Annotated in this window: 14 protein-coding genes, 1 tRNA gene and 1 other annotated feature; of the genes, 3 read left to right on the top strand and 12 right to left on the bottom strand. The window is 38.3% G+C overall.

All coding sequences use genetic code 11. From position 1 onward, the window contains the following. The 3 genes from tkt to acpP all read right to left on the bottom strand — a co-directional run. The coding region (tkt, locus tag F6K22_RS00945) for a transketolase (protein WP_293092338.1) at positions 1-1,418 on the bottom strand (1,418 nt) is incomplete at its 3' end. Between the two features lie 1,446 nt (positions 1,419-2,864). Continuing rightward, positions 2,865-4,115: a beta-ketoacyl-ACP synthase II gene (gene fabF, locus F6K22_RS00940; protein ID WP_293092336.1), complete on the bottom strand. Its 1,251-nt coding sequence runs from the start codon at positions 4,113-4,115 to the stop codon at positions 2,865-2,867. Positions 4,116-4,182: 67 nt separating this feature from the next. After that, entirely contained in the window at positions 4,183-4,434 is a 252-nt protein-coding gene (gene acpP, locus F6K22_RS00935) for an acyl carrier protein (RefSeq protein ID WP_293092334.1), read from the bottom strand. A 703-nt stretch (positions 4,435-5,137) separates the two neighbouring features. On the opposite strand from acpP, the gene F6K22_RS00930 reads away from it, so the two are divergent. Then, positions 5,138-6,043, top strand: a complete 906-nt coding sequence (locus F6K22_RS00930; RefSeq protein ID WP_293092332.1) for a CoB--CoM heterodisulfide reductase iron-sulfur subunit B family protein — start codon at positions 5,138-5,140, stop codon at positions 6,041-6,043. 1,200 nt (positions 6,044-7,243) lie between these two features. Continuing rightward, entirely contained in the window at positions 7,244-8,239 is a 996-nt protein-coding gene (locus tag F6K22_RS00925) for an aromatic ring-hydroxylating dioxygenase subunit alpha (protein WP_293092330.1), read from the top strand. 1,377 nt (positions 8,240-9,616) lie between these two features. Here the strand turns inward: F6K22_RS00925 and rplL are convergent. The 9 genes from rplL to F6K22_RS00880 form a co-directional block, all read right to left on the bottom strand. Further along, on the bottom strand, positions 9,617-10,021 hold the full coding sequence (rplL, locus tag F6K22_RS00920; protein ID WP_293092328.1) for a 50S ribosomal protein L7/L12: 405 nt from the start codon (positions 10,019-10,021) through the stop codon (positions 9,617-9,619). Positions 10,022-10,242: 221 nt separating this feature from the next. Continuing rightward, complete coding sequence (rplJ, locus tag F6K22_RS00915) at positions 10,243-10,815, bottom strand: 50S ribosomal protein L10 (RefSeq protein WP_293092326.1); 573 nt, start codon at positions 10,813-10,815, stop codon at positions 10,243-10,245. A 223-nt stretch (positions 10,816-11,038) separates the two neighbouring features. After that, positions 11,039-11,185 (bottom strand) — a sequence feature (ribosomal protein L10 leader region). A 606-nt stretch (positions 11,186-11,791) separates the two neighbouring features. Then, the gene (rplA, locus tag F6K22_RS00910) at positions 11,792-12,508 is read right to left on the bottom strand and encodes a 50S ribosomal protein L1 (RefSeq protein ID WP_293092324.1); all 717 of its coding nucleotides are present in this window, start codon (positions 12,506-12,508) and stop codon (positions 11,792-11,794) included. A 212-nt stretch (positions 12,509-12,720) separates the two neighbouring features. Continuing rightward, positions 12,721-13,146, bottom strand: a complete 426-nt coding sequence (rplK, locus tag F6K22_RS00905) for a 50S ribosomal protein L11 (RefSeq protein WP_094673750.1) — start codon at positions 13,144-13,146, stop codon at positions 12,721-12,723. Then, the gene (gene nusG / locus F6K22_RS00900) at positions 13,146-13,820 is read right to left on the bottom strand and encodes a transcription termination/antitermination protein NusG (protein WP_293092317.1); all 675 of its coding nucleotides are present in this window, start codon (positions 13,818-13,820) and stop codon (positions 13,146-13,148) included. The genes rplK and nusG overlap by 1 nt, the downstream gene beginning before the upstream one ends. Beyond that, positions 13,817-14,041: a preprotein translocase subunit SecE gene (gene secE, locus F6K22_RS00895; protein ID WP_293092315.1), complete on the bottom strand. Its 225-nt coding sequence runs from the start codon at positions 14,039-14,041 to the stop codon at positions 13,817-13,819. Before secE ends, nusG begins: the two co-directional genes overlap by 4 nt. Positions 14,042-14,654: 613 nt before the next feature. Next, positions 14,655-14,727: transfer RNA gene (locus tag F6K22_RS00890), tRNA-Trp, on the bottom strand. Positions 14,728-14,830: 103 nt separating this feature from the next. After that, positions 14,831-15,214 (bottom strand): 50S ribosomal protein L19, encoded by a 384-nt coding sequence (gene rplS / locus F6K22_RS00885; protein ID WP_293092340.1) that lies wholly within the window; start codon positions 15,212-15,214, stop codon positions 14,831-14,833. A gap of 71 nt (positions 15,215-15,285) precedes the next feature. After that, positions 15,286-16,560, bottom strand: a complete 1,275-nt coding sequence (locus F6K22_RS00880) for an RNA-guided endonuclease InsQ/TnpB family protein (protein ID WP_293092313.1) — start codon at positions 16,558-16,560, stop codon at positions 15,286-15,288. A 138-nt stretch (positions 16,561-16,698) separates the two neighbouring features. Between F6K22_RS00880 and F6K22_RS00875 the strand changes: the two genes are divergently transcribed. After that, positions 16,699-18,450, top strand: a complete 1,752-nt coding sequence (locus F6K22_RS00875; protein ID WP_293092311.1) for an EamA family transporter — start codon at positions 16,699-16,701, stop codon at positions 18,448-18,450. Positions 18,451-18,633 lie beyond the last annotated feature (183 nt).

The raw sequence follows: 18,633 nt of genomic DNA, 5'->3' as shown, positions 1-18,633 counted from the left end.
TCCAAAGCAATAGAGTCGTGAGTCATTACCCAAATAACACCAGCTTCAGCTAAAGCAGATAAACGGATAGAGTTCCGCATATAGTCAGTGAACACCAAGAATGTTGCACCATAAGGAATTAAACCAGAACCGTGTAGAGCAATACCGTTACAAATAGCTCCCATACCATGTTCCCGCACACCAAAACGCATATTCCGGTTTTGATATTGACCTTTTTGGAAATCTCCTAAACCTTTCATTAAAGTCTTGTTAGAAGGTGCTAAGTCAGCGGAACCACCAATTAATTCTGGTAAAACACCAGCTATAGCATTCAGTGTTGCACCAGACTGGTTACGAGTTGCATCCTTCTTGCTTTCAGGAGTATATTTAGGTAGTGCATCTGCCCAACCTTCAGGTAATTTACCACTTACCATCCGCTCCAAAGTAGCTGCTTCTTCAGGATATTTGGATTTATAGTCAGAGAAAAGCTTATCCCATTCTTCCTGATATTTTGCTCCTCGGTCAACTGCTTTGCGGAAATGACTCAGAGCATCCGCAGGAACTTCAAATTCTGGATATTCCCAACCAAGATTTTTCCGAGTAGCTGCTACCTCATCAGGTCCGAGTGCTGCACCGTGAACATCATGAGTATCAGCTTTGTTAGGAGAACCATAACCAATAAGAGTAGTAACTTTAATTAGGGAAGGTTTGTCAGTAACTGCTTTTGCTTTTTCAATAGCATCAGCGATCGCGTCCAAACCAGTATTACCATCAGCAACGTGCTGAACGTGCCAACCATAAGCCTCAAAACGCTTACTTACATCCTCAGTAAAGGAAATATCAGTGTGACCATCAATGGAAATATGGTTATCATCATAGAAAGCAATTAACTTACCTAACCCCCAATGTCCAGCTAGAGAAGCAGCCTCACCAGAAATACCTTCCATGTTACAACCATCACCCATAATCACATAAGTGTAATGGTCAATCAAATTACAGTCTGGCTTATTGAATGTAGCAGCTAAATGGGCCTCTGCTGCAGCTAATCCCACAGCATTAGCAATACCTTGTCCTAGTGGCCCCGTAGTAACTTCGATACCCTCAGTGATGTGATTTTCTGGGTGGCCAGGAGTTTTAGAATCCCACTGACGGAATTGTTTAATTTCCTCCATAGGTACACTGTCAAAACCTGTCAGGTGCATGAGAGCGTAAAGTAACATACAACCGTGGCCAGCCGATAGAACGAAGCGATCGCGATTCAACCATTTAGGATTTTTAGGGTTAAAACGCATGAACTTATCCCAGAGGACAAAGGCCATTGGTGCAGCACCCATGGGTAGTCCGGGGTGGCCAGAATTAGCTTTTTGAACTGCATCAATTGCTAAGAAGCGGATTGAGTTAATACAAAGTTCTTCGAGTGATTGAGTTGCAACAGCCATAGTTATCGTTTCTATATACTTAATTGAATGTGTGAATGCCGGAGTCGATCGACCAAATATTTTTCTACAGTAATATTTGTCTGGAATTATTCTCAGGCCATATACATTACAAATCATCTCACCTGTGGGGAACTCTAGGCAAGAGAAGTTACCAAGTTAAAATTTTTCCGGCCATCTGAAGTTAAGCTGATAATGTGGACCTTATTATTGATTTTTAGGGTAAGGATTTCATCGTAGAGTTAAATCCACCTAATTTATTTAGTCAAAATCAACAATTTATTCAGCAACGGTTAATATTTCCCCATTTCAGCGTTAGAGTAAATTTATGCTCACGAAAAAAATTTATATTATCAAAAATATTCTTATTTTGCCAAACTTACTGAATTAAAAGTAAAAGTATATAATTGTAAATATTTTATAACAATTAGAAACTAGATATAGAGTTTTCAAGAATGTTTGATGTAATTTATCAATTTTTATCAAAGATTAATTGATTGAATTTATCACTCTATTAAGAGAGTCGCAAATTCGGCTTTTTTATCTCAACGTTAGCCCTTGACCCGCGCTCTCCTGGCAAGGGAGCTGAGATATGGGAAAACCAATCAATTTTGCGGTTTTTCCAATAGTGTGCTATGGTATGTAAACGCTAGCTGGGCTAGCAGTGTCAGCACCAGTCGATCATGGGGGAGACCCACTTTGGAGGCGCTGGCAAGTCTTTAGGCTCCCACCTTTAGACCGGAAAGAGGCGAATGCCTTCGAGGCTGGTGCATTGTTAGCGCAGCTCCTCTGCAAGAGGCAGCAGAAAACCCAAATAGCGCGATGGTTAGCAATCCCGCGCTGTCACGCAAGTGCAGCGTCGGGAGGATGTCAAGAAAGCCTGCTAAACAGTTGGACAGATTAGATTAAAGTAGTATTAGAATGGATTAATGTTCAAAAAACTCAAAACAAGATAGTTTTGGCAATTAATATTTATTACTACCTAAGCTTTGTAGCTCAACCCTTAGTTTTTGAATCTGCAAACCGCCTCAAAAAAATTAAAAAAGGGCAGAAAAAGCCCTCTATATAATACCTAATCCTTAAGATCCAAGTGATATAATTCTGCACTAACCTTACTAACCTTGCGGTATAGTGTTTGCTTATCACTTCGTAGTCCCGCTGTTGCGTCGGACTCTACAAAGATCTAGTAATAGGATTCCCCACCGCCCTATGTTTTATATTTCTGGCTGCGTTTTTCGCTGACACGAAAGGGGTTAGGATGAATCGCAGACATTGATTGTGCTATAATACAAGGCATACTAGCATACCCGTATCGAGCACAACAACCAAGCGTATTTTAAACGGGTGTCTGCCTGTGTAGGATCGCTCAGACCAAAATACTTTCGAGTATTGAGGTATTAGCCACTGAATTAGGAAGCCAACAGCAAACAGTGTTTGCTGTTGGGTACTTTATATATATTTCTTAAATGCTAGGGTAACATTATGGCCTCCAAATCCAAATGAGTTGGATAAGGCTGCTTTTACTTTTTGGTCGATACTTGTATGGGGGACATAATTTAGGTCACATTCTGGATCGGGATGATCCAAATTAATGGTTGGTGGAATTTTGTCATGGGCGATCGCCATTACTGTAGCGACAGCTTCAATACCTCCAGATCCTCCTAACAAATGACCAGTCATCGACTTACTTGAACTAATTGCTACCTGATAAGCACTCTTACCTAGTGCCTTTTTGATTGCTTTTGTTTCTGTTGTGTCATTTGCTGATGTACTGGTGCCGTGAGCATTTATATAACTAATTTCTTCAGGAGTTAAGCCACCATCTTTCATTGCCAATTGAATAGCTCTAGTTGCCCCCTCTCCATCTTGAGAAGGAGCAGTCATGTGGTAGGCATCACAGGTCATGCCATAACCAACAATCTCTCCATATATCCTCGCTCCACGACTAAGGGCATATTCTAATTCTTCTAGGAGTAGAATGCCTACTCCTTCACCTATAACAAAACCATCTCGATCGCGGTCAAAAGGACGACTTGCATGAGTCGGGTCATCATTACGAGTAGACAAAGCCTTGGCAGAAGCAAATCCTGCTAATCCCAGAGGTGTTACTGGTGATTCAGTTCCACCACAAATCATCGCTTGAGCATATCCTCTTTGGATTAAACGGAAAGCATCTCCTATAGCATTTGACCCAGAAGTACAAGCAGTTACTGGACATGAGTTCGGCCCCTTAGCTCCAGTATGAATTGCTGTTAACCCGGCAGCCATATTAGCAATCATCATCGGGACCATAAAAGGGCTACATCTACCAGGGCCACGATTTAAATATATTTCCTGCTGGTCTTCTAAGACTTTAATGCCACCCACCCCAGTACCAATCATTACCCCCACCTGTTCTGCGTTTAGGTCGTTGATTTCAAATTTGGCATCAGCAATTGCCTGTTTGCTAGCTGCAACTGCAAACTGAGCAAAGCGGTCCATGTGTTTGGCCTGTTTGCGATCCATATAGTCGTGAGGGTCAAATCCCTTTACCTCTCCAGCAATACGAGATTTGTGTTGAGAAGCATCAAATAGGGTTATTTGGCCTATACCACTTTTACCTTTCAATAACCCGTTCCAATAATCAGATAGAGTATTGCCAATTGGTGTTATTGCACCCATTCCTGTGACAACTACCCGTTTAAGTTCAAAATTTGTCATAATTTTCTTTTCCTAAAATTCCACACCCAGAAGGGGGAAACTTCAGGTTTTGGGGACAATCTTAATATTATGCTTTTGCTGTTGTTTGCTTCTCAATATAATCTACAGCAGCTTGGACAGTAGCAATTTGTTCTGCTTGCTCATCTGGAATCTCAAGCTCAAATTCTTCTTCTAATGCCATAACTAATTCCACAGTATCCAAAGAATCAGCTCCTAAATCATTGGCAAAATTAGATTCTGGTTTCACATCTTCGAGATCTTTTTCTAGTTGTTTACTAACTATTTCCCGTACTTTTGTAAAAGTATCTTCATTACTCATCGAATTTTCTCCTTACTTTTAATTTGGATATTGCATTTCTAATATTATCGGAAACTAGGTTCAAGCTAACCACTCATTATGCCAATTGAATATTTGTTAACATCCTCTTGTGCTTAAAGGGATGGATATCTACCGAGTGTTAACTCTGCAGTGGGTTGACGCTTCATTGGCTTCTGCTAATTTAGCGTTAGTCTTACGCTTTTCTCCATGTCCGTTTTTTGTCTGTTGACATCCTCTCCGCCGTATAACTAACGGAGATTCCTACCGAGCCTTAGCTCCGATGCTGCTTGACGCTTCATTGGATGCTGCTAACTTGACGCTAGTCTGACGCTTGCCTCCACGTCCGTTTAATGTCTCGGACTGCCCGCCCGCGACTAATAAATATATTGACTACCGCATTCTCAATATATTTCTTTGCTGCAGCATTTTGCTGTCTATCATGTTTACTGCCATAGTTCAAGCATTTCCACTCAAGTCCCTCTACAAGAGGGAAGCTTAAATCCCATTTTTTCGTTTAATTTCTTTAACTTTTCACAAATATCACAAGCCCCTTACTGTTGTCAAAGTATTTTCTTGTTTCATTACCTGCTAACTATTTAATAGAAATGACAAACTTATATTATAAACAGTGATAAAATTAATATCACCAATCATAAGTCATGTTTATATAATATTGTTCCTATACCTATATTTAGTTAATCTCATGCCTTCTCAAACATTGAAATATGCTTACTTTCCCGGTTGTGTGGCTCAAGGTGCTTGCCGAGAGCTTTATCAGTCTACCCAAGCTCTTACCGAAGCCCTGGGAATAGAGCTAATAGAACTGAAAAAGGCTGCTTGTTGTGGGTCTGGAACTTTTAAAGAAGACTCTCAACTACTAGAAGATACCGTTAATGCCCGTAACATAGCTTTGGCTGAGGAACTAAATTTGCCATTGCTAACCCACTGTAGCACTTGTCAAGGGGTTATTGGTCATGTGGATGAGCGTCTGAAAGAATCCCAAGAAACTGAGCCAGCTTACCTAGAACAAATCAATGGCCTCTTACAAAAACAAAGTTGTTCTCCTTATCAAGGCAGTACAGAGGTTAAACATCTACTTTGGGCATTAGTGGCAGATTATGGTCTTGAAGAAATCCAAAATCATGTCACCCGCAAACTCTCTGGCCTCAAATGTGCTGCCTTCTATGGTTGCTATTTACTTAGAGGTCAAACTAATTTGCCTTATGATGACCCCTATCAACCAGAATCTATGGAAAATGTGTTTCGGGCTATTGGGGCTACTCCTATTTATTATCGAGGTCGGACTCAATGTTGTGGTTGGCCTCTTTCTAGTTATGCCACTAATCAGGCTTTTCAAATGGCCGGAAATCATGTGAGCGAAGCTATTGACAAGGGTGCAGATTGTATGGTAACACCTTGTCCTTTATGTCACTTAAATTTAGATTCTCGTCAACCGGAGGTGGAGGGAGCGATCGGACGTAAGTTGGGTTTACCTGTGTTACACTTACCCCAATTAATAGCTTTAGCTTTGGGCATTTCTCCAAAAGAACTGGGATTAGACCGTCATGTAGTCTCAACTCGTCCAGTATTGGAAAAGTTGGGACTTTGAATAATTAGGTTTTGCTGATTAAATCTAAAAGGTTTTACAGAGAAAGGTTTTTCTTCTTACTCCTGACTACTCCCTACTCCCTATCAGATTAGGGATTATTCTTCCAACCACCTCATCTGTAACTCAGTGGAAAATTACCAACATTTTCATTTTAGAAAGCTCCTAAAAAAATCGCGCGTCAAAGGATTTTCAGTTGCATCCTCAAAAAAATTCTGATATTATAAATACTATCTGGAGTCGCTCGCCCATACGCATGACTTTTTATTCAACCATATTTCCTGACTAAGAGAAAATCAAACATTCAGGAATTTTTCCCAGGAGCCATACCAGAAATATTTTCATCTTCTAGAACTTTCCCAGATACTGAATTTTTCCATCTATACCTTCTTGAGTGGAAAATTACCAATATTCTCATTTTCTAGAGCTACCTAAAAAAAATCGCGCGTCAAAGGATTTTCAGTTGCATCCTCAAAAAAATTCTGATATTATAAATACTATCTGGAGTCGCTCGCCCATACGCATGACTTTTTATTCAACCATATTTCCTGACTAACGGTACTTTGGGATTTTTCACACCGAAAATCGCTTCAAACCCAGTATTAGCAAGAGAAATACCTTAAAGGGCTAAAAATAGCTGAAATCTAGATATATCAACGAAACAATTAATTCAAGGCAAAAAGATTACTCTATAAGGTTTTAATCTTACTTTTCACCTATTTTTTCCTAAAATCCCGCTAAGAGAAAATCAAACATTCAGGAATTTTTCCCAGGAGCCATAGAAGAAATATTTTCATCTTCTGGAGCTTTTCTAGATACTTAATTTTTCCATCATTAAATATTTCCATCTATACCTTCTTGAGTGGAAAATTACCAACATTTTCATTTTCTAGAGCTACCTAAAAAAAATCGCGCGTCAAAGGAATTTCAGTTGCATCCTCAAAAAAATTCTGATATTATAAATATTAACTGGGTTCACTCGCCTATAAGCATGACTTTTTATTCAACCATATTTCCTGACTAAGAGAAAATCAAACATTCAGGAATTTTTCCCAGGAGCCATACCAGAAATATTTTCATCTTCTGGAGGTTTCCTAATCTTGCCAAGAAAATTTTATATTTTTTAATGTTTCTAGTTGGCAAGCGATCGCTATCTCTTTAGAGTAATAGCTGATTTTTGTCTATATTCAAAAAAAAATAATTATGTATTCAAACCTCCCTAATAGTTGGTTTCGTGTTGCCAGAAGTGAAGATTTATCTGCCAAAGGAGTCATACCACTTCATTACTTCGGAAAAGACTTTGTACTATTTCGTACAGAAGATGGCAAACCTCATATTCTTGATGCCCACTGTCCCCACTTAGGCGCTCATCTTGCTCATGGAGGTAAAATAGAAGGCCAAACTCTGAGATGCCCTTACCACGGTTGGCACTGGGAGACAAATGGACAATGTGCTGCTATTCCCTATCCAGATAAACCCAAACCCAAAGCCAAAATACAGAGCTGGCCTGTACTTGAGCTAAATGGTCTAATAATGATGTACCATCACCATCAAGGAAAACTGCCAGACTGGGAAATACCACAAATACCTGAACTGATTTCTCAAGAATGGACTCCCCTACGTTTAGTTCGTCAGTGGAAAGTACGCACTACCCTTCAAGATTATATGGATAACAGTGTAGATGTCTCTCACTTATATAATTTGCACAGCCGTACTTTTAAAAGCGCTCATAGTCATGGCGTACAAATTGACGGACCAATTTTGACTCATAGAATGTCTCAGAAATATAATTTATCTTCTTTAGCAGCAGGAAAATTAGTATTAGAAGATGGCTCAGTTACTACTATTTATTACGGACCTGCTTATGATGTGAGTTTTTACTGGACAGAAGGAAAATTAAAGCTAGGTTTGTTGACTATTTTTACAGGAACACCAATAGATAATGATTATCTTGATATTGCCATATTTTATAGTGTGAAAAAAGTTCTACCTTTTCCTTTAAGCTTGATTTTAAATAAGATGTTAAAACAAGATGTTTTAGAAACTTTTGAACAAGATGTGAGTATTTTAGAGAATAAAAAAGATATTCATAATCCACCTTTATATCAAGATGATGGTCCTGTGCGTCAGTCTCGAAGTTGGGCGAGTCAATTCTACTCAGAAAATTCTCTGGTACCAGATACTTCAGTTCAAAAATAACAAGCTATATTTTACAATTTTTGATGGATTAATTCAGTTAGTAGAGTTTGCAGCTAACTACAGAAATTACAGAATTTTTTTATGGGTAAAACACAGTAGGAATGTTCCATCGAAGGTCTCTACAAAGTTTTGATTGTGATGTGAGGTATCTATCAGCAAAGGCGCTGTAAATACTTGAATAATTATAGCAGTTGCTATTACTATAATGTTTGCGCCAGTAATGGTGAGTGCTATATCTTTTATTAAATCTAACTTCATGGAAAAATTAGATTAGGCGATCGCTACCTTACCTACTTAATCTAAAATCTAAAAACTATAACGCAATAGTTTAATTAATTCTCAATCTGCAACAGAGCGTTTCGCTGCGCGACATGAAACGTGTAGCGGTGCGTAGCACTATCCCTACCCTATGAACTTAATCTAAAATCTAAAAACTATAACGCAATAGTTTAATTAATTCTCAACCTACAACAGAGCAATCGCTACCTTACCTACTTAATCTAAAATCTAAAAACTATAACGCAATAGTTTAATTAATTTTCAATCTGCCTGCAACAGAGCGATCGCTACCTTACCTACTTAATCTAAAATCTAAAAACTATAACGCAATAGTTTAATTAATTTTCAATCTGCCTGCAACAGAGGGTTTCGCTGCGCGACATGAAACCCGTAGCGGTGCTACGCACTATCGCTACCTTACCTACTTAATCTAAAATCTAAAAACTATAACGCAATAGTTTAATTAATTCTCAATCTGCAACAGAGCGATCGCTACCTTACCTACTTAATCTAAAATCTAAAAACTATAACGCAATAGTTTAATTAATTCTCAATCTGCAACAGAGCAATCGCTACCTTACCTACTTAATCTAAAATCTAAAAACTATAACGCAATAGTTTAATTAATTTTCAATCTGCAACAGAGCAATCGTTACCTTACCTACCTAATCTAAAATCTAAAAACTATAACGCAATAGTTTAATTAATTTTCAATCTGCAACAGAGCGATCATTACCTTACCTACCTAATCTAAAATCTAAAAACTATAACGCAATAGTTTAATTAATTCTCAACCAAAATGGATAGAGGGCACCATACGAAATTCATCCATAGAGAGTTAAATCTTAATTAGCAAGTTAATGTTAATTATTTTTATGTTTACTTCCGTGTACTTCCGTTGCATGGAACGTCCCTACTTCCCTACTCAAGATATGGGTAGAAAAGTTTTTGAGAAATGGTATTAGTATAACTTCTGACTTAACCTATAATTTCCAGACAAAAGAGCCTGTATCTTTGATACAAGCTCTTACAAAAAAGTCTACGAATATTCTCTAATTTTATAGTGAATATGATTCACTAATATTTTCCCAAAGATAACTACTTAATTTCTACCTTAGCCCCTGCTTCCTCTAATTGCTTCTTAATATCTTCAGCAGCTTCTTTAGCAATACCTTCTTTCAGTGGCTTGGGTACAGATTCTACCAAATCTTTTGCTTCTTTTAGACCTAGACCTGTAATAGCACGAACCACTTTAAGAATAGCAATTTTCTTATCTGATGGAAACTCTGTAAGAATTGCATCAAATTCAGTTTGCTCTTCCTCTGGTTCTGCTGCTGCTGCTGCACCAGGTGCTCCTGGCATAGCCATAGGCATCATCATACCACCACCAGTTGCAGCAGCACTAACACCAAAAGCATCTTCAATTTGTTTAACTAATTCAGATGCTTCTAGCAGAGAAAGTGACTTAAGTTGTTCCAGAATTTCGTCAGTTTTTGCAGACATTATTAATCTCCTATTTGTTGTTAGTTTACAGTTATTTGTTGGGGATAATTTTGACTATTTATTATCTGAACTTTAGTCATAAAATTGATAAAATATCAGCCTATCAGCCAAAAAAACCTTTTTATTTGTATAGAAGTCGAAGCAAAGGGGACAGACATTCCTAAATGCTCAAACCCAGTCAGAGATTACTTCTGACTTCGCCCCTTGCCCGTAGCGCTATATTAGCCAGCATCGCCTTGTTGCTCTTTGTCTGAGATTGCTTTAATAGCTCTGTTGACAGAAGCTGGAACCTCATTAATACCAGTAGCAAGCTGAGTAGGTACAGCATTGAGACTAATAGCCAACTTAGTAGCTATACTGTTAATAGCACCAGCCACTTGAGCAAGTAACTCTTCCTTAGATGGCAGATCGGCGATCGCTTTGACTTGCTCTTGAGTCAGGAGTCGCCCTTCCATGACGCCACCCTTAAATTCTGTTTTTTTGGTGGATTTTTGGAAATCTTGGTATGCCTTGATGGCACCACCAATATCATCCTTCAAGAAGAGAAAAGCATTAGAACCCGCCAGCAACTGTTCCATAGGTTGCCAGTTGCTATCTTCTTTAACAGCAATTCCCATCAAAGTATTTTTAGCAACTGAACAAGCACTACCTGTGGGTATTAGTCTCCTGCGCAGGTCTGTAATCTCAGCAACAGATAGTCCTTGATAATTAATCACCAGAGTTAGCTGACTTTCACTCAAGTTTTGCTTGATATCCGCCAACATCTCCTGTTTTTGTTCTTTAGTTTTGCCCATATTTATCACCTGCCTTATAAAACTGATACAAAGCGTCACATTATGTGACAAATTGATGTTTACGGACGTTTCGCTGCGCGACATGAAACGCATTTTTGTTATACAAGGTCCCTACCGTCAGCGGTTGCTCATCCAGAGGTATTTAGGGTCAGCCCACCGCATTTCTCAGATTCAAGCTCCTTGACAAATCAAAAGCCCCAGCAGATTTTGGTATCTGCCAGGGCTAAGAATTATAAAATCCAAATCAAGCAATTAAATTAGGGTCTTTGACAAAACCCTCTATTGTTATCTTTGAATAATTAACTCTTGAACCTCGGCAGGAAATTAAGCTATTAGCACCTACTGTCTACAGCTCTTCGATTTTGATTTTTTAGTTAAAAAAGTGGTCAGCAGTTAAGCAAAATTTTGACATCTCCAGGGGTTGAAACACCCTGGATTCTGTGGTTAGTCCACCGCTTAGGGGACGGGGCGTAAAAATGTGCGGAATTTACTTCCGCACACAGCCCCTCATAAATCCACATTTGCTTAAAGCCTGAAGGGCAGACTTCTACACTCTAAGGCGTTTTTCAAAGATTTAGCTGTGAGCTTACTTTTTTATAGCTTTCACGAGTGGTTTTACTCATGCAGGTTGGAGCAATAAATCGCTGCTCTAGCTGCCTACTTGCTTTCAGCGGTTGTAGGAAATCAATTCCCGGTCTGGGTGTCCACCGGAATCTCACCGCAAAGTGCGGTCATGCCATGGCGACAAACCTTGTTCCTTATTCCTCTAAGTATAGCAGATTTTTACTACGCTTTATTACCCGCGTGTCGTTATTCAACCAGCCGTTAAAACGGGCGCTGCGTACTTCCTCCCGTTATTTTTTAGGTTTTTTTTAGTTGAGAAGGGTATTCAAACTCTTTCTAAACAATTCCTACTTATATAAGTAGGGGAAAAGCTGATAGCTGAATGCTAAAAGCTGATAGCTAGTCAATTAAATTAAGCTGCTTCTGTTAATTTTAGATCCCGCAAACTATTAACTTCAATTTCAATTGAAGGCCCCATTGTTGCCGATACAAATACACTACGCCAGTAGCGACCTTTGGCACCAGAAGGACGGTTGCGGTCAATACACTCTTGTAGAGCTTTTAAGTTTATCAGTAAATCTTCTGCTGAAAAAGAAGCTTTACCAAACATAACATGAACAATACCAGTTCGGTCTGCCCTAAATTCTAACTTACCAGCTTTAAATTCGTCAATTGCCTGTGCCAGATCAAAAGTTACAGTACCGCCTTTGGGGGATGGCATTAAACCTCTCGGTCCGAGTAAACGACCTAGTTTTGCTACTTGAGGCATCACATCAGGTGTAGCGATTAACCTGTCAAATTCCATCATACCTTTACTAATTTGTTCGATCAGCTCTTCTGATCCTGCTAAGTCCGCTCCTGCGGCTAGAGCTTCGTTAACTTTTTCACCTTTGGCAATAACGGCAATTCTAATTGTCTGACCTGTTCCCTTAGGCAAGGCTACTGTAGTTCGTAGTTGTTGGTCTGTATATTTAGGATCTATCCCTAAACGAATATGAGCTTCTGCTGCTTCTGGAAATTTTGCTGTAGCTGTTTCTTTTAAAAGTTGAAGTGCCTCTTCTGGTTCATAAGCTCGCTCTTCTACTTTTTTTCTCAGTTCTTGTAATCTACGAGAGACTTTTTTTGGCATTTAATCCTCCTGGGGTACTTAACGAAACTCTGCTTCTCCCCCTAATATTTTTTACTTTCAGTTTGTACTCTAATTAGAAATTGGTTAATTCTATAAAATAGACATCTTGGAAAAGTTTTAATTAAATCAATTCAAGATCTGAAATAAACAATTTCATCTCCCTATTCCCTCCATACCTATTCCCTATTCCCTGACTTCTGCAAGAAGTCTAATCAATCAGCGATAGTAATACCCATATTTCTTGCTGTACCTGCCACAATTTTCATTGCAGCTTCAATGTCATTAGCATTTAGGTCTGGCATTTTTGTTTGGGCAATTTCTTGGAGTTGAGCTTGCGTAATAGAGCCTACCTTTGTCTTGTGTGGTTCACTTGACCCCCTATCCACACCTGCTGCTTTTTTGATTAAGACTGCTGCAGGGGGAGTCTTCAAAACAAACGTAAAACTACGGTCTTCATAAACTGAGATTTCTACTGGTACTACTGTACCCGCTTGGTCTGCAGTTTTGGCGTTATACTCCTTACAAAACGCCATAATATTCACACCATGCTGACCTAAAGCTGGACCAATAGGCGGAGAAGGGTTAGCCTTTCCGGCCGTAATAGCCAACTTAATCAGCGCCACGACTTTTTTTGCCATTAGTTATGCTTTTCTACCTGATTAAACTCTAATTCTACGGGCGTATCACGTCCAAAAATGGATAATAGCGCCTTCAATTTACTTCTTTCTGGACTTACCTCAATCACATCACCTTCAAAGTCTTTAAATGGCCCAGAAAGCACTGTTATATGATCTCCTTCTGCCACTGTTACTTTTAGGACTGGCTCTTGCTCTTGAGCTCGCCTAAATATCCTATCTACCTCTGAAGGACTTAGAGGTAATGGTTTAACATGACCGCGACCCCTTCCGTAGCGACGCTTTTGTTCAGCCCCTACAAAGTTAATCACATTTGGGGTACTTTTGACAACTTGCCATGCTTCATCATCAATTCTCCATTCTTTCTGTTCCTCATTCCAATTTAGCTTCATTTGTACTAATACATAGCCAGGAAAAACTTTTTCTTCACTATGTTGGCGACTACCATCTTTACGAAGCTTAATTGCAGGTGTATGAGGAATCTCTATTTTCAATATTTTATCTACAACATCAAGAGTTTGAATGCGCTGAGTTAAATTAGTTTTAACCCGTTTTTCACAGCCAGAGGCAACTTGTACTGCATACCAGCGCAGCTCTCCTCTAGCAAACTCTTTAGTTTCTTCTCCTCCTTGGTCTGATTGTTTTTTCTCTTGTGTTTCTTCTGAATATAAATTCATCCAAACACCACCCCGGCTGCCCAACTAAAGAACTCATCTACTAGGTAAATGATTGTTGCTGAGAGAATAACCATCAATAGTACAGCAACAGACTCACTTATAAGTTGCTCTCTGCTTGGCCATACTACTTTATCTAGTTCTTCTTTTGTTTCTTGGAAAAAAGTTACAGGACTAAAACCTTCCTTATTTTCTTGTACTCTTATATCCTCTTTTTTGGCCACAATAATTGATTTCTCCCCTAAGTTTGTGATATTATTCCACCGCTCGGCTTATGCTATAACGGTAGGTCTCTCAACCTCATGGTTCAGGGTGTGGTGCTTCAAAAGCCATCTAGTTACTAAGGCTCTACAGGAAGCAACAATAAGACCCACAGAAGCTCATTTAGACGGTTTAACGTTTAATTAGATACTGAAGCACGAATGTGCTAGTCTTACGTTTTCCGACCCGTCCATTATAAAGTTTCTGAGTGCCTCCCAGCAACTAAGTTTATTGCTACAAAATTAAAGATGAAAAGTGCCGTTCTGCTTTAGATAGCACCAGCCTGGAAGACTGAACCTCTTTCCTTTTTTATGGTTGCTTCAAAGACTGCAATTTTCAGCCCACCAAGCCTATGTATACTAGCAAATTTATACTTGAAATGCAACATTAATTAATTAGCATTTATCTCTACTTTACTTTCCTAGGAGAGGGCGATTCTTCGTGCCAATATTTTGATAAATCTTTGGGTCAGGGAAGCTTATCTGAAATAGAGAGTCCCTAAATAGAAGATAGGTTTGATTGCAGTCACCTGGCCATATTAGGAAAGGAAAAAGTATTTTTAACTAACTGATTCAGCGCGCCCTGGAGGACTCGAACCCCCGACATCAGGTTTTGGAGACCTGCGTTCTACCAACTGAACTAAGAGCGCATAGTTGAGGTGTTAGATTAAATCTAATCTACCTCGACGATTTCCCTTAGTATAACATAACTTTTGATCGAGTTGCAGAGAATTTTTGAGATTCTTTTTGACACTATAAAGGACGATCAAATCTTTGCTTCACACGAGTGGCCTTACCAACACGATCTCTCAAGTAGTAGAGTTTAGCTCTACGCACCTTACCTCGACGGATTAATTTAATACTAGCAATCCTAGGAGAATGGAGCAAGAATACCCGTTCTACTCCTACACCTTGAAAAACACGACGGACTGTAATAGTTTCGTTTATCCCTCCATTCCGCATGGAAATAATCGTACCTTCGTAGGGTTGGACTCGTTCTTTTCCTCCTTCTATAATTTTGACTCCGATTTTTACAGTGTCACCTACATAAAGTTGGGGAATTTTCTTTTTCGAGCCTTGCTTGAACTTTTCTATTTCTTCAGCTTCAATCGAGGAAATTATTTCTTGGGCTTTCATCATACTTATTAAAACTCACAATCTATTATTATATATCATTGACACTCCACGGACTAAAGTCGCGTGGATTCTTAAGTGGAATAAATTTGACGGACTTTCCTCACGTCAAATTTTACCCTTAATGGCATAGCCAAAGATGCCTCTAGTCTGTCCGGAATAAACCCATTCAGGTTACTTTTGACTCCAATATTTGCCGCACCGTTAGCATCAGCATTTATTAATTTTCCTTGCTTAGTTTTGTACAAACCACGCACTATTCGTTGGCCACTAAAACTATATTCCCTTGGATTATCAGCATTGTAAACAGGCATCTCATCCTTGTCTAGAAAACTAGCTTTAGACGTATAAGATTCCTCAAGTTCAGTGTAAGTTAGCCCGTATCTATCACACATAGCTTTTAGTTTGAACCTAAAAACATTGTGTGGTATTTGTACAAACTTCTGATTAGTTTTTTGGCCTAATTTGATATTTTTTTTCATCCCTGGATTAACACCTACAACAATATTGGATATACTGTTATCTATGCACCAGTTGATTAAATATCTAGCAGCTTTATTTAAGTAATCTCTAACTTTATTGTTTCGATTTACTGTAATGCTAACTTGCTTTTTGGTTAAAGTTTTAATACCTTGCTTATCCTTTAGAGATTGTAATCTAGCATTTTCTTTGTTGTACCACTGGTTAATTGATTTAAGTTTTCTACCGTCCAAAATAAACGATGACCCAGTATTTGATACACAAGTTGCTAAATTGTCTACACCAAGGTCTATTGCTAGTGCATTATTAGATTTTACTACTGGCCTTGGTTCCTCTTCTGTAATAAATTCTACTTCAAAAAACCTGGCATTAAATCTAGGAATTATCCTAACTTCCTTGAGATTCTTATCAGCTAATCTTGCCGGAAAAGGGATTTTTACTAAACCATATTCAGCCTTAAATTTCCTAGACATTGGGATATTGAAATATCCATCTTTTACCTTAATTCGAGGTATTATTAGAGGGAAATAACCTTCCTTATTTAGATATCTAGGTAATTGTATTTGCTCAAACCTATATAGTCCTTCTTGAGTTTTTTGGATTAAGTTAAAAAACGACTGAAAAGACCTATCTACAACTTTTAAAGTTTGTTGTGCAATATCAGTTTGAAGTAGCCGATAATTTTCATTATCTTTGCAGTAATGGTAATTTGATTCGTATCTTAGATATCCACCCTCAGCAAAATAGAATTGTCGCACAGAATAAAGCCCTACATTGTACATATTTTTGGACAATCTGCACAATTGTCTCAAGGCTTTAAATTCTTGGCTAGACAAATTTCTAATTTTGTTCTTTTGGGTTAAATACATAATTTAGTTTTCGCCGTATAATAACTATTATAGCGAAAACCTTCATAGACGTCAAGGCAATTGCGCTTTATTACCCGCGCCCGTCGTTTTTCTCCAGCCATTAAAACAGGCTGGTTTCACACTTACCGAAAAATTAAGATGAATACTCAACCTTCAAATCAGGGAGCCGAAACTCCTCAATCAGCAGAAGAAGTCCTGAAGTTAGTGATTCAAGACTTGGACAGTTTTCGTCAAAATTTGACAAATCAGTTAGGCCAAGATGTAAACAGACTAAGAGTAGAGAAAGAACAGCTTAATGAGGATGTAAATAGATTACGAAAACAATATGAACAGTTGCAATCTCAACAACTAGAATCTCTGTCTCAACGACAAATAGCACAGCAACAATTATGGCTCAAACAATTAGCCCAAGTTATGGCCAATAATTTGCAACAACAGTTAGGCCATAAAATTAGAGAGTTAAGGGAGAATGTTGACCCAGGATTACAACCAGGATTACAACCAGGTGGTTTTCCAGGAGGAGAATTAGCAATGACTAATCCTCCAGATAACTATTATGAGTCTGCTAATGAGTTGGAATATTCTTTGTCTGCTACTTTGAGCAGAACATTTGACAGCCTAAAACAGGAGTTGGACAGTTACGAAAGTGACCTTTCTGTGCAACTAAATAATATGCGTGGTATGGAACAGCAGGGTGAGGTAATTCTAGAAACTTTGGTCAGTCGCCTTCAGGCACAGCTAGAAAGAAATAATGCAGTTTCATCAGGAAGTTATCAAACTGCTCAGTCTGGGTCTAGGAACTCAGTAAATACTACTTCTAGTGAAACATCAACTCCTATTGAGTCCCCAGAAAAACAGCCCATAACTAAACCTGAATCTACTGCCAAACCTCAAAAGTCTGCTTCTCAAGTTCAGATTGGTTTAATTTTGGCTTTACTTTCAGCAGCATTGCTATCTTTATTTAATGTTTGTGTCAAGATTATTTTCAATACAGTACCACAACCACATCAAATTTTTGGTGGTTTATTTTCAATGCCAGGATTAATAAATCCTAGTGTTGGTAATTCTTTATTAATTTTATTACTACGGCTGATAGTAGTAATGTTATTGATGCCTATAGTAGCAACATTTCTGTATCCTGCTGTTTGGAGTGATATTGAACGTTTCATCAAATCTAAGGATTTTTCCTTATGGTGGAAAGTTATTGGTAGTGCTTTCTTTTTATTTTTATCTCAGGTATTAATATATATTTCTATTGGTAATATATCTACTGGTATTGCCATTACAATTTTCTTTATTTATCCAATTATTACTGTTTTATTATCTTGGGGATTATTTGGCGATCGCCCTTCTCTTGTTAGAATTTGTGCGATGATTATTATTGGTTTGGGAGCAATTTTAGTTCTTCCTAGTGGAGCTGGTAATTATCAACAAGGAGTTTTGGCTGCAGTAGGTGCTGGTATTACTTTTTCTGGATATGTTTTACTAACACAAATGTCAGCAGGAAAGCTTCATCCTATTCCGTTTAGTTTGATTAATTTTGCTGGGATTTTTGTATTTTCTGCTTTGGGTTTAATGATGCCTAAACCTTTAGAATGGTCACCTAATATCGATCCTACTTTGTGGTCTGGTTTAATTATTGGAGGTATTATTCTGGGGATTTTAACACTTTCTAGCTATGTATTAAATAGTTTTGCTATTAGATTTGCAGGGGCAGCAAGAGCATCTATTGTTGGTACTTTTGGTCCAGCTTTAACTGCTTTACTTGCCCTTTTGACTATTGGAGAAGTATTGGGAGTAAAACAGGTTTTTGGCATGATATTGGTAATTATTGGTGTTGCTGCAATGAGTTTTGAAAGAATGTTTGGAGCCAAGCAAAAGACAAGTTAAAAAATTTAGTTATCAGTACCTCCTAGAAATAGACATCTCCAGAAAAGAGGGAACAGGAAACAGGGAGAAATAATTGATGATTTATGGATAATAATTGATTTTATTTTTGATTTTCACGCCTATGTATAATGGCTATGTTTTATAATGGATAATTGATAATTAGAGATAGGCGGTGTGCAACTT

Source organism: Okeania sp. SIO2F4 (genome assembly GCF_010672385.1).
Classification (GTDB): Bacteria; Cyanobacteriota; Cyanobacteriia; order Cyanobacteriales; family Microcoleaceae; genus Trichodesmium.
Note: the sequence above shows the minus strand (reverse complement) of the source record. Positions and strands in the feature narration are given on the sequence as shown.